This is a genomic window from Bifidobacterium sp. UMB1197, from assembly GCF_030217745.1.
Classification (GTDB): Bacteria; Actinomycetota; Actinomycetes; order Actinomycetales; family Bifidobacteriaceae; genus Bifidobacterium; species Bifidobacterium vaginale_B.
In genome coordinates, this window is record NZ_JASOOL010000002.1 from 30677 (window position 1) to 43846 (window position 13170).

Sequence of the window (13170 nt, forward strand, 5' to 3'; positions counted from 1 at the left end):
TTAATTGCAGGTTTAATGCCTAGTCGATTTTATTTAAAGGAGATATTTGCTTTGATTACACCGCATAACCAGCCAGGATTTACGGATCAATCGCTGATACGCAACTTCTGCATTATTGCGCATATAGATCACGGCAAGTCTACTGTAGCGGATCGCATTTTGCAGCTTTCGGGAATTGTGCCAGAGCGCGAGATGCGAGACCGATTTTTGGACCGCATGGATATTGAGCAAGAGCGCGGAATTACTATTAAATCGCAGGCTGTTCGAGTTCCTTGGGTTTTTGACGGCAAAGAGTACTCGCTTGGAATGATTGATACTCCAGGTCACGTTGATTTTACTTACGAAGTTTCGCGCGCGCTGGCAGCTTGCGAGGGTGCGGTTTTGCTTGTGGATGCAACGCAGGGAATTGAAGCGCAGACGCTTTCCAACCTTTATATGGCAATCGAACACGATTTAACGATTATTCCTGTGTTAAACAAAATAGATTTGCCTAGTGCGGAGCCAGACAAGCATGCAGAAGAGATTGCTGGCTTAATTGGATGCAAGCCTAGCGATGTTTTGCGCGTTTCTGGCAAAACTGGCGAAGGTGTAAAAGATCTTCTCGACCAAATCGTGCTGGAAGTGCCAGCTCCTAGTGGAAATCCTAATGCCGCTGCTCGTGCGCTTATTTTTGACTCCGTCTACGACTCTTATCGCGGAATCGTCACCTATATTCGTATGGTTGATGGCGAGCTTAAATCGCGTGAAAAGCTTCACATGATGGGCATTGGCATGACGCATGATCCTATTGAAATCGGCGTTATTAGCCCAGATATGACTCCAACAAAGGCGCTTGGAGCTGGGGAAGTTGGCTACGTAATTACAGGCGCAAAAGACGTTAGCCAGTCTAAAGTTGGCGACACAATTACTAGTGCTGCGCATCCTGCATCTGAGCCGTTGGAGGGGTATAGAGACCCTAAGCCTATGGTTTATGCGGGCTTATTCCCAATCGATAACGCGCAATTCCCAGAGCTTCGAGATGCGCTGGATAAGCTAAAACTTAACGATGCTGCTCTTATTTACGAGCCAGAAACGTCCGTGGCGTTGGGCTTTGGCTTCCGCTGCGGATTCTTAGGTTTGTTGCACATGGAGATTGTTTCTGAGCGTTTAAGTCGCGAGTTTGGCTTGGATCTTATATCAACTGCTCCAAACGTAACTTATGATGTTACAAGCGAAGACGGCAGTGAGCATCATGTGACTAATCCTAGCGAGTTCCCAGAAGGCAAAATCAAGCGCATTATTGAGCCAATGGTTGCTGCCGACATTATTGCTCCAAAAGATTTTATTGGCGCGATTATGGATTTGTGCCAAGATCATCGCGGAGAAATGGGCACAATGGAATACATTAGTGCCGACCGCGTGGAAATGCACTACAGAATTCCTCTTGCGGAAATTGTTTTTGACTTCTTCGATCAGCTTAAAAGCCGCACAAAAGGCTACGCTTCGCTGGATTACCACGAAGATGGCGAGCAAGCTGCAGATCTTGTTAAGGTAGATATTCTTATTCAGGGAGATAAGGTCGACGCTTTTAGCGCGATTGTTCACCGAGATAAGGCATATTCTTACGGCGTTATGATGACAAAGAAGCTTCGCGGGCTTATTCCTCGCCAGCAGTTTGAGATTCCAATTCAGGCTGCGATTGGCTCGCGTATTATTGCGCGCGAAACGATTAGCGCCCTTAGAAAAGACGTACTCGCTAAGTGCTACGGCGGCGATATTACGCGTAAGCGCAAGCTTTTGGAAAAGCAGAAGGCTGGTAAGAAGCGCATGAAGATGCTTGGGCACGTTGAGGTTCCGCAAGAAGCGTTTGTTGCGGCTTTGGCTACAGACGATAGCGCAAACGACAGAGACACTAAAGATAAAATTCGCGCAGCTCAAAAATCCGAAGGATGAGTTTAGAGTTGGATGCTGAATTAAATAAATCAGCTATGCAAACTAAAAGTATGCCTTTTGAAGTGTACGTGCATGTGCCATTTTGCTTGCGACGCTGCGGTTACTGCGATTTTAACACCTATACAGCTAGAGATTTAGGCGAAGGCGCAAGTCGAAGTGGGTATGCAGATGTTGCGATTCTAGAGATGCGTCTTGTAAAAAAATGGCAGGAATTTCACGGGATTTTTGAGCCTAAAGCGCAATCTGTTTTCTTTGGTGGCGGCACTCCAACCGTTCTTAAAGCGCACGACTTAGTGCGAATTTTGCGTGAAATCAGCGAATTATGGGGCATTGTGCCTGGTGCGGAAGTCACTACGGAAGCAAACCCAGATACTGCAGACGAGTCTTATATTCAGGAGCTTGCAGAAGGCGGATTTACGCGAATATCTTTTGGAATGCAATCGGCTGTGCCGCATGTGCTAAAAACGCTTGACCGCACGCATACGCCAGAAAATGTAGAGCGCGGAGTTAAAGCGGCGAACGCTTGTGACTTGCGCTCGAGTGTTGATTTAATCTATGGCGCGCCAGGGGAGAGCTTGGATGATTGGCGAAAGTCGGTAGAAATGGCTTTGAGCCTGGGCGTTAACCACGTTTCTGCGTATGCGCTAACAGTAGAGCCGCGCACAAAAATGGGTCGCCAAATTGCTGCTGGCACAATTCAAGCGCCAGATGACGATGATGAAGCCGCAAAATACGAGTTGGCAGATAGTCTTTTTAGTTCTGCTGGCCTAGAGTGGTATGAGATTTCTAATTGGGCGCGCCCTGGTTTTGAGTCTCGTCACAATCTTGGATATTGGAAGAACATTGATTGGGCAGGAATTGGCCCTGGAGCGCACTCGCACTACAATGCGGCGAGCGGCATTAGCAAGCAAAGTATGGATGATTGTGCTGTTTTGGCGGATTCAAGCAAGTTTTACAATCTTAGATCTTGGGATATTTTGCATCCAAAACGCTGGGCGCATGCGATTAATGCAGGAAACGTGCCTTGGCAAAATTACGAGTGCATAAATAGCGAGGATGCGTTAATAGAAGAGGTAATGCTTGGGTTGCGCATTAGGGAAGGGCTTAGTGTTGATGAGTTGTGCGCAAAGATGCGCAAAAATAGCTGCGGATTTGACGATTCTTATTTGCAAAAAGTGCTAATCGAAGTGTGTAAAGAAGATTTGGCAGTGTTGCGCGAGAATCGTATTATTGCAACGCGCAAAGGTAGGCTGCTCAACGATTTATTAATCGAAAGAATTGTTGATGCGTGTCAAAATGGTCTGGATGCGCTAAAATGATGCGTATTGTGTGAAAATGATTCATATTGTGTGAAAATTCAATGCAGAAAGGAATCAATCATGGCAAACCGCAAGGAGCGTAGAGCAAAAGCCAGGCAGAATCGTAGGGGAATCCCGTCTCAATACGATCAAACGAACGGGCGCGGCCGTGGCGGAATGATTGATGAATATAATCTGCAAGAACATTCCAGAAGACTCCAAGAAAACGGTGTTGACGGATGGAAGCCATCTTCTAGCGTTACGCAAAGCCAAAACAAGATGGAGCGCAATATTAAGCGCGCGCAGGCTGGAGATGATACGTGGAATACTGTTCGTAAGGTTATTGGTGTGTGCTCTTGGGCTGTGCTTTTGCTTTCTGCATTCGCGTTCTTGGTTGTTATGTGGTTGCCAAGTCAGCCGTTGGTGCTTGTTGTAACGATTGCTGTGTTGTTTGCTTTGGGTGTGTTCGGTCTGTTCTTTAGCTTTAGTAACTCTAAGCAGAATCCGCGCCTAGACGAGCACGGCACAGCGCTTTAATTGGATTTTGGCCGATTTAGGTGTGTCTATAAATAAATAAAACTGTTTTTAATAATTAAGGCGAGTACTCGTAACAATCACGTGCTCGCCTTGTTTGTATTTCGCTTTGTTGCTTCTTAAAATTTACTCGTTGAATACGTCGGAGTGTGTTCCCGTGCGAGAAAGTACAAGCACTACGTCATCGTTATCTATGCGATATATAAGCAGCCAGTCGGGTTTTACATGACATTCGCGGAATCCTAAATAGTTGCCCGTGAGTGCGTGGTCGCAGTATCTTTCAGCAAGCTTTTCTTGTTGTGCAATCATTCGCACTACACTATCTAAGAGTCTTATATCGTATCCTCGTTTTTTGATTCTTTTAAGATCTCTTTTGAATGAATTTAATAATACAACTTTTAGGCTCATTTTAGTGCGTCCTCCAATGCTTCGGTAACATTGTCGTAGCGCTTGTACTCTTCTGGATGCGCTTTCATGTAGTCATATTCCTTAAACGCAGCGATTGTTTCTTTATTGTATTTTGGCTGCTTTAAGTCGAATGGGAGTCCTTCTACCATAAGCGATTTGTGTAAGAACATGTTGATTGCATCGCTAAGAGTTATGCCGAAGCTGGCGAATAGTTCTTCTGCTTGCGCTTTAACATCTTTTGTGACGCGCACGTTGATGCTTGCGGTTTTCGCTGTATTGTTTGATTTCGTTGCTGTTGCGCTGATTGCCATAATATTCTCCTTGATTTTATACTTATAATTTTTGCTTCTATAAGTCGTTAGTTTTTTGACTTGTTAATTTTGTTTATTTTTCTAGTTTTTCTAGTTTTTGATATTCAGCTATCAACTTTTATTACATTCTACAATGTATTACTTTGTTTTACAATATGCTATAAACGTTTTACATTGTGTTACTATTGCATTATGTTTACTGCTTGCTGCTCTTGTTACAAGATACGCTTTCTTGCAATGTGTGCGCTTATTTAAGCAGCCAGTCCGTAAGATTAATCGCCTTAATCCCGTCGTAAGATTTATAGTGTCAAAATTTGCAAAAATTCAAAGTTTTTGAATTCTACGTTAAAAACTTTTGTATTTTTATAAGTTTTTGAATTCTGCGTCAAAAACTTTTGTATTTTGGCAACTTTTTGAATTCCACGTCAAAAACTTTTCTTAAGTCTACTCTAAAAATGTTCTTAATGAGTGCATTTGCAATGTGTTTGTAACTATATAAATGTATTGGGGGGGGGGTATGGTATATAGCGTTTTGTGCAATGAATTGCAGAGGAATTGGGATTTTTAATTTGTTCTCATTTGCATCTTTGTATTGGGAGAAATTGTTATGAAAAACGCTGGAAAACTTAGTATTCTTTTACCTTTAAGTATTGGTTTTTGTGCAACAGTGTTGGCTGTAGCAGGCGGACTTTCAGCAAATGTTGCGTACGCTAATGAAGCTAATGAAGCGAGTGCAGCGAGTGCGGCGAATCTTAATGAAGTGCATGGGAATAAGAAAGAATCAAACAGCTCTCAAGAAGAAGCAGATAAATATCCTACTGTTACATTTATGAATGGCGATTCCACTATTGCCACTGTTCAAGTTAAAAAGGGTAAAACCACTGGTGAAGATACACCTTCAGATTTAAAGGATACTGGCTATACTTTCATTGGGTGGAGTACAACTAAAGGCGCGACTTCTCTGACCCAGGTAGATTTTAAGTCTGATACAGCTGTAAATGCGAATACAACTGTTTACGCAGTATTTGCAAAAGATGATAATGAGCCTGCAAAAAAGCATACTGTAACTTTCAAAATTGACGATGCATGCTTTGATACTGCAAGTGTTGAAAATGGTAAAACAATCGGCAATAGCATGCCATCTGCGCCTTCTAAAACTGGCTATACTTTCCTTGGGTGGAGTACAACTAAAGGCGCAACTGAGCAGTCTAAGGTAGATTTTACGGATACCACAGCTGTTTCTTCTGATACAAATGTTTATGCTGTATTCAAGCGCGATGTTGTTATGCTAACGGTTACTTTTAAGAGTGGTAGGGATAACAGTGTTATCCAAGTTGAAAGAGGGCAAAAAGTAACTTCAACTCCAAGCGTGGCTGCTCCAGTTGGCTATAATTTTGTTCGATGGAGTACAAGCCCAAATGGTACAGGTTCTGCATTTGATTCAAATAAGAGAATTACAGAAGACATAATAGTTTATGCTATTTTCAAGAAAAAGCCTGGTATTCCAGAACCAACTCCAACTCCAATTCCAGATAATCCTCCTATTTTGCCACCTAATCCTAATGATCCAGATCCAGATCTAGATCCAGATATAAATCCTGGTGGTGATTCAACGCAAAAATATTCTGTTACATTTAAGAATGGAGATACTGTAATATCTACTGTCAATGTAGAACGTGGTAAAACAGTAGAAATCACAGATATGCCAAAAAATCCTCAGCAAGATGGGTATACATTCTTAGGGTGGAGCACTAAGAATAACACGTCTGATAAAGATGACGTTGATTTTAAATCGAGTACACCAGTTTATGAGGATAAGACGGTGTATGCCGTATTTGAGAAAATTCCAGTTGTAATGTATGACGTTACCTTTAAGAATGATGATGCATGGCTGAGCACTCATTATGTTGAAAAGGGTAAAAAGTTAGACAGTAACAGATTCCCAGCTAACCCTACTAAAACTGGCTATGATTTTGTAGGCTGGAGTACCGACAAAAACGCTACTACCGCGAATTTTTCGGCTGATGCGAATGTTACCGCAGACAAAACCCTGTATGCCGTGTTTAAGGCCAAGTCATACGAATCAGGCCATGATGTTGTGTTTGAAAACGATGGTGCCTTGATTAAAACTGTTCAAGTGGCAAATAATGGCACGGTTACTGATGCTAACATGCCAGCACATCCCACTAAAAGTGGATATAAATTTGTAGGATGGGGTACCGAGCCAAACGCTGCTGACGCAAATTTTTCGGCCACCACAGCTATTACTGCAGACAAAACTGTTTATGCAGTATTTTCTAAAGATGAACATCATGTAAAAGTGGAAGTTCTTGTTGCAAAGATGACGTATACGTCAAGTTCAGATCTTGACTTTAGAAGTACTACGGTAAAGAAAGCACCTGTAGATGGGAAGAGGATAACCGATGTTAATGGGAAAGTGACTCTAGACACTCCAGCCCAAGATGGCGTCACAGAAGTTGGCAATAAAGAGATAACATACGAAGACATTACGCCTGGTATAACCTATGAAGCTGATAGTTCGCTTGCGTATAACACCACAAAAGAGACCGAGGGTACCAGGGGAACGCGTAAAATAGAAAAATTCTATGGCGTAGATAGTACTACTGGTGCTATTGGATCCTTAGGCGGTTCAAACAGTGAAATAACTATAAATGCTATTAATAAGGTTGTGAAGGTTGGTAATGTTGAGAAAATAACTACGCCTATTAAGTTTAAGACTGAATATAAGGCGGATGCGAATACTACTTACAATACTCAGGTGACTGAGACTGAGGGTAGGGATGGTGAGTCAACCACTACTAAGACTTATGTGGTTGATGCTTCTACTGGTGTGTTGAGTAATCCTACTTCTACAACTAAGGAAACAAAGGCAACCAATAAGGTTGTTAAGGTTGGTAATGTTAAGAAGACGATAAGCGATATTCCTTTTAAGACTACATATGTTGCAGACGATACGCTTGCATATCAAGAGAAGAAGGAGACTGCTGGTAAGAAGGGTTCTAAGACGGTTACAACCACGTATAAGGTGGATAAAGATAAGGGTCTTACAACAGATGCCGAAAGCACTAAGGAAGAAAAGGTTGATCCAACAGATCATGTAATACGTGTTGGCAATAAGGAAGTAAAGACCGAGGATATTGCTCCTGGTACGACTTATGAGGCCGATAGCAATCTTGATTACAAAAAGGAACAGACGACAGAAGGCACCAAAGGTACGAAAACCACGACTACTATTTATAAAGTTGATGCTGATAAAGGATTGACAGATACTGTTCAGTCAAGCGAAAGTAAAACAACAACAGCTGTTCAGAACAAAGTCATCAAAGTCGGCAACGTTGATACTAAAACAACTGAGATTAAGTGTAAAACGATTGAAAAAAATGATTCTTCCTTAAATAAGGGCGAGAGAAGAGTTCAAACACGAGGTAAGAATGGTAGTGATGTTGTTATTACAACGTATGTTGTTAATTCTGCAACTGGTTTAACTGGTACTGTCGAATCGGTACGAGGTAAACATATTGATGCTGTTGATGAGGTGGTTTTAGTAGGGACAAAGGAAGAGCTTCCAACACCGCCAGATCCAAATCCAGATCCAAATCCAGATCCAAATCCTGATCCAAATCCTGATCCAAATCCTGATCCAAATCCGAATCCAAGTCCAGATCCGACTGATCCAGATGACAACAATGGCGGCGGAAGTATTGATCCTGATTGGACTTATAATCCTGAATTGAATATTGGCAGCGGCAATGATGATAATAGTTCCACAAATAGCAATGGTTCTATGAACGCTTCTGCCAACGGTAGTGATTCCACAAGCAGCTTCGATGCATTGCAAGCTGAGGGCACGCGCTCTGCCGACGCACTGCCAAACACGGGTTCAAACGCGTCTGGCACAACATTTGCATCCTTCGGCGCTATGGTGCTTGGCTTGTTTGTGGCTTCGGGCGCTGCGGTAAATCGCAAGCGTGCTAAGCATTTGCGCTAGAACAGCGTTATTCTCTAAGTTATAAATAAATTAAGGCGGGCACTCGTAACAATTACGTGCTCGCCTCAATTTTTATGTGTTGTATTTTGCGCGCTATGCTTATAGACTATTTTTTGCTTTTTGTAATAAAGACAACAATAGGATTGTTAGCGCTGCTATTGCAATTGCAATCGTTATTGTAATAGCCAGTGAATTATCTGCACCCGTTCTTGGTAGCGTATTTTTTCTAGCAGATTTCAGTTTTTCAGTGCCACTTTGATCTGAATTCGATGATTCCAGCGATTTTGATTTATTGTTACGCCCATTTTGAGCATTAGCATTGTTCAATTGATTGCCAGTGCTTTTATGATTACTTCCATTTTCTGAGCCATTATCTAATTCGAGAATTGAACCGCTTTCAGAGTTGTTATCTGGATCCTGCGGATTTTCTGAATCCTCTGGATTTTTGGGATTATCTGGATCATGTGGATCTTGCGGATCCTGCGGATCCTGCGGATTGTAATCCTTAGTGTAAACTGCATGCACTGTAATATCGTATATCACATTTGTTGTGCCTAAGAATTTAGTGCCTGTTCCGTCTGCTTTTGTATTCCACTCCTTAAACGTGTAACCCGCTTTAGTAGGATTTGCTGGCATAGACTGACTCTCTAAAGAATCGCCTTCAATAGTCTTTCCAGCTTCTACTTCAACAGTCGCAATAATTTTTTCTCCGTCTTTGAATGTTACTTTTCTATGCGCAGAATCTCCTACAGGAATAAACTTCCACGTTCCAACTAAAGTAATGTTTTTATTTACATTTTTAATAGTCGTAACAGGCTCGCCTTTTCCATCAATCTTCCAACCAGCCATCTCGTCAAAAACCCACGTGCCAGTCTTCTTATTGCCATCGCCAACTACTTCTGGCTCAGGTTCAAACATCTCATCAGTTGTTTTGTGCAACGTAGAGGTATCGATAGTAATTGACTTTCCTTTATAAACATTAATCGGCTTTAACGCATAATCCTTACCAATATACTCAGGAAGCGTTTGGCCAGGGGTTCCACTTTCAAACTTAAAATCAATCTTGTACGGAACTTCTACAGGAAGTTCTACGGGTTCTTCGTTAAATTTAACATTAAAAGGCATAAGCTTGTCCGAGTCGTATGCTCCAAGTTTTCTATATACGTAATTGATTTTTCCGGATAGCTCACCCTGCGCTGATCCTTCGATTTGGTAGGTTTTTCCAGCTTGCGCATCGGTATTAAACCATACTGGAATAAACCTAATATTTATCTCATCAACTAAATTGTTAATCCTATGTTTAATCTCATCATACGAGTAGGCGTAGGGCCTCATCAGCTGATTGCCTTTGTACCAGTCTTTTAGGCACGCGGTTGCTGTAATAGTATTAGTATTACCATCTTCTTTTACATCTTTGAGCGCAAAATCGCCAAAATCACCTAAAAGCGATGTTGGGTCGGTTCTCACTCCACCATATTTCTTTGGGTAGTGTTCTGATGGGATATCAGGAAGTTTTCTACTAGGCGATAGCGATATTTCTTTAGGCAACTTAAACGTGAGTTTGATTGATACGTTTAAGTTCGATACGTACACTCTTGAAACGTCATTAATCTTTGTTTTTAGCCATTTTTCAACATTTTCTAAAGAGGATTTGAATGGTTTGCTGCTAATTTTAGAGTTTATTTCAAGACCATCTCTAGTTATAAGAGGAGAGCTGTAATCTTCGTACGTAACTTTTTGAGCAGTTCCCAATAAAACGAATTTGCCAGTCGATGTAATTTCTATGTTTTTATTGCCGTTTGTTAAATCATTGCTGTAAATAAGCTGATTATAATCTTGCTCATTCATATCAAGAGGATTGCTTATTGTAGATTTACCGTCAAGAAGTGAAATGTTCAGCTCGTGAGTAATATAAGTGAACCCGAATCCAGGCACCCAGCTTCCGCTGTCTTTATCTTTTTCGTACAAATCTAAAATACCTGTACCAGTAATGTTTCTATTTTGAACTTGTTTAAGTGAGCTTTTTGTAAACGAAAAATGAGCAGTTAGCTTTAAGGTTCCGGAATCACTAGAATTATATAAATTTTCCCACGTGTTTTCCGCTAAATTAGCAATAAGCTTGATTGTATTTTTATGACGAGTAGAAATTTTTGCGCTCGCTGATGCAACTAGTGAAGATTGATTTTCAATGTTGAAGTTTTCTTTCCATTCAATAGGTTCAGGCAAAGATAGCGAGTAGCTAAAATCAAGCTTAGCTTTTTTGTCTTTACAAGATTCCATTTGTTGCTTAGTTGCTTTAAGAACCTCATTGAATGGAATATTTAGCGTAAGAGTGCCTGAATAATTAGTAGCATCGTTGCTATTTGCGTTTACAGCTTTTCCCGACGCATTGGTTGCGCTGATTTGCAGCGATGCATATTTTCCAACTTCTAACAGTGGGCTATTTACGTTTAATCCACCGTAGAATGGCCCAGGAATGTCTTGAGTGTCTTGAGCGTTTTGAATATTGCTATTGGTGTTTGCAAGCGATACTTTGGAAAATGCAGTTAATGACGAGACGAACGACCCCCCCCCAAGGCAAAAATTAGGAAAGAGGTTAGAAATTTTCGTTTCAAAAAGAAAATAGTATGCCCGTGTTTCATTAACTGATTTCTCTCCATACAGATGACCCAACTTGTAATACGAATGAATAGTTTATCACCTCAGCGTTTATTTATGCAATAGTTTATAAGTTGTTTATTGTTGTATGCCTTGTGTTGATGCCTTGTGTTGTATGCCTTGCAGTGATTTATATTCTATTCAAATGTATTGGGGGGCAAAATGGATGAAACAATAGCTTGGGGAGATGAAAGTACAAAGTCTAGCAAAGGCTGATTACACGGATAAACTTATAGAACTTGTGCTGAAAGAGAATGATTGAGAAGTTTGTTGTGATTAATCGTAAGTTAATCGCAGCACATAAATCCCATAAATAAATTAAGGCGAGTACTTTGATAATGAAACGTGCTCGCCTTAGTTGTTTACTTTTGCAGCTTACCACCAGATTGCCTCCGCTCGAAATCTTCTATAGCATTATTGCTAGTTTTGGGATAATTATGTGAAAATTGAATATTTATAATAAAATACTTCATTAAGAGTAAGAAGACTGTTGATACATTTTTTGGCGGTGGCAAAATGGGTGAAACAATAGCTTGGGGAGATGAAAGTACAAAATCTAGCAAATCTGGGATACAGGCATACCACATATGCGCATGCATTTGCAATTTACCAGAGCTTGTTGTGCGGAATAAGCTGTTAAATGCAACAAAGAAACATGTTAATAAATTGCATTGGCGCGATATGACAATGCGTGAAAAAGAAAAATCTATACGAATTATAGAAGATCTAGATTTACAATATATTATCGTTTCTATGCCACGAAATTACCTAAATTTGAAACCTGAAAGAGCAAGAAGAAAATGCATGGAAACTTTACTGCAAACATTGGAATCTCAGTATAAAGTAAATTTACTAATTCTTGAGTCAAGAGAAAAACACCAAAATGCGAAAGATCTTGTATTGCAAAAATATTTGATAAAAAATAAAACAATACAGAAATTACAAATTGAATTTAAGAACGGAAAAGATGACGCAAGATTATGGATACCAGATCAAATTCTTGGATTTTATGGTGAACAATTAAATAAATGTGAAGATCCTATATCGGTAAATCTCATCCAAAAATTCAAAAATGTTCACGTAAAAAATATCTAGCATACTTAACAAAGCATGTGACAATATTGTCGCATACTGATACAATGAATTTATTGCCTATCTCTTCGGAGGATATGGAAGTTGGAGCCGGAATTGCCTGAGTATCTTGGGCGCCGGCTCCTGCGATATCTAGAGTCATGTGCCAAATTCGAAATACCGTTACTGACTCAGCTAATGAACTGAGCTGGTAACGCTGATTGGACTATAATCTGGCACTTGGGTAATGCAACGTGCTCGCCTTAATTGTTATTGGTTGCATTTTAGCCATATTCATACTGTTTTCAAGGCAAATGTCTTATGCGATTTTTATATGATTTGCAAGACATATACAAGTTTTTATGGTATATATAGCATAAAAGTCATTCTGAATATTTTAATCGAAAGATGGGTTTGTGATGGAAAAGCAAGAGTTGCAGGGAAATCAAGTAGGGCAAGGAAGACGAATGAATGATTTACATGAACTTACAAACGAGCTTATTAAAGATCCTGAATTCAAGAAAGAGTATGATGCTCTTCAGTTTGAAAGGGATTTAACTATGTCTCTTGTTATGGCTAGGAAAAAGGCTGGTTTGACTCAGGCGGAGCTTTCGGCGAAAACAGGAATTAGTCAGTCTGATATTAGCAGGTTGGAAAATGGTTCAAGAAATCCGACTATTGCTCTTTTGAACCGTATTGCAAATGCTTTGAATGCGACTTGTAGGATTGAGTTTGTGCAAAATAAGCAGGTTGCGAAGTAGTTGGTCTACCGCTGCCGCTAGTTGTTTGACTAAGCGTTTGTGCTAATCGCAACGCATAAATCTCATAAATAAATTAAGGCTGGTACTTTGGTAATACAATGTGCTCGCCTTATTGTTTTAGATTGCCTTATTGTTTCTTGCGCTTTGTTGTTTGCGTTTGCAATTCCTATTCAGTTGTATTACTTTAG

9 protein-coding genes are annotated in these 13170 nt (G+C 40.5%); 6 read left to right on the plus strand and 3 right to left on the minus strand.

Annotated elements, in window-relative coordinates; genetic code table 11:
- Positions 1-51 precede the first annotated feature (51 nt).
- From lepA to QP420_RS01420, 3 genes are read left to right on the plus strand one after another with little or no spacing between them, the layout of a single operon-like run.
- Positions 52-1932: a translation elongation factor 4 gene (gene lepA, locus QP420_RS01410; RefSeq protein WP_060786808.1), complete on the plus strand. Its 1881-nt coding sequence runs from the start codon at positions 52-54 to the stop codon at positions 1930-1932.
- The gene (gene hemW, locus QP420_RS01415) at positions 1929-3251 is read left to right on the plus strand and encodes a radical SAM family heme chaperone HemW (RefSeq protein WP_481616361.1); all 1323 of its coding nucleotides are present in this window, start codon (positions 1929-1931) and stop codon (positions 3249-3251) included. Before lepA ends, hemW begins: the two co-directional genes overlap by 4 nt.
- Positions 3252-3311: 60 nt before the next feature.
- The gene (locus QP420_RS01420) at positions 3312-3767 is read left to right on the plus strand and encodes a tripartite tricarboxylate transporter TctB family protein (protein ID WP_481616362.1); all 456 of its coding nucleotides are present in this window, start codon (positions 3312-3314) and stop codon (positions 3765-3767) included.
- Positions 3768-3890: 123 nt separating this feature from the next.
- Here QP420_RS01420 and QP420_RS01425 read toward each other — a convergent pair whose 3' ends face one another.
- On the minus strand, positions 3891-4172 hold the full coding sequence (locus QP420_RS01425) for a type II toxin-antitoxin system mRNA interferase toxin, RelE/StbE family (protein ID WP_473412883.1): 282 nt from the start codon (positions 4170-4172) through the stop codon (positions 3891-3893).
- Positions 4169-4483: a type II toxin-antitoxin system RelB/DinJ family antitoxin gene (locus QP420_RS01430; protein WP_464405085.1), complete on the minus strand. Its 315-nt coding sequence runs from the start codon at positions 4481-4483 to the stop codon at positions 4169-4171. The genes QP420_RS01425 and QP420_RS01430 overlap by 4 nt, the downstream gene beginning before the upstream one ends.
- Before the next feature lie 607 nt (positions 4484-5090).
- Between QP420_RS01430 and QP420_RS01435 the strand changes: the two genes are divergently transcribed.
- The gene (locus QP420_RS01435; RefSeq protein WP_481616363.1) at positions 5091-8492 is read left to right on the plus strand and encodes an InlB B-repeat-containing protein; all 3402 of its coding nucleotides are present in this window, start codon (positions 5091-5093) and stop codon (positions 8490-8492) included.
- Between the two features lie 99 nt (positions 8493-8591).
- Here the strand turns inward: QP420_RS01435 and QP420_RS01440 are convergent, their stop codons facing one another.
- Positions 8592-11165, minus strand: a complete 2574-nt coding sequence (locus tag QP420_RS01440) for an InlB B-repeat-containing protein (protein WP_481616364.1) — start codon at positions 11163-11165, stop codon at positions 8592-8594.
- 501 nt (positions 11166-11666) lie between these two features.
- On the opposite strand from QP420_RS01440, the gene QP420_RS01445 reads away from it, so the two are divergent.
- A complete protein-coding gene (locus QP420_RS01445) occupies positions 11667-12245 on the plus strand; it encodes a hypothetical protein (protein ID WP_481616365.1) in 579 nt (192 codons plus the stop codon).
- A gap of 395 nt (positions 12246-12640) precedes the next feature.
- Positions 12641-12982 carry a helix-turn-helix domain-containing protein gene (locus QP420_RS01450; protein ID WP_481616456.1) on the plus strand — a complete coding sequence of 114 codons (342 nt, stop codon included), beginning with the start codon at positions 12641-12643 and terminating at the stop codon, positions 12980-12982.
- Positions 12983-13170: the final 188 nt, after the last annotated feature.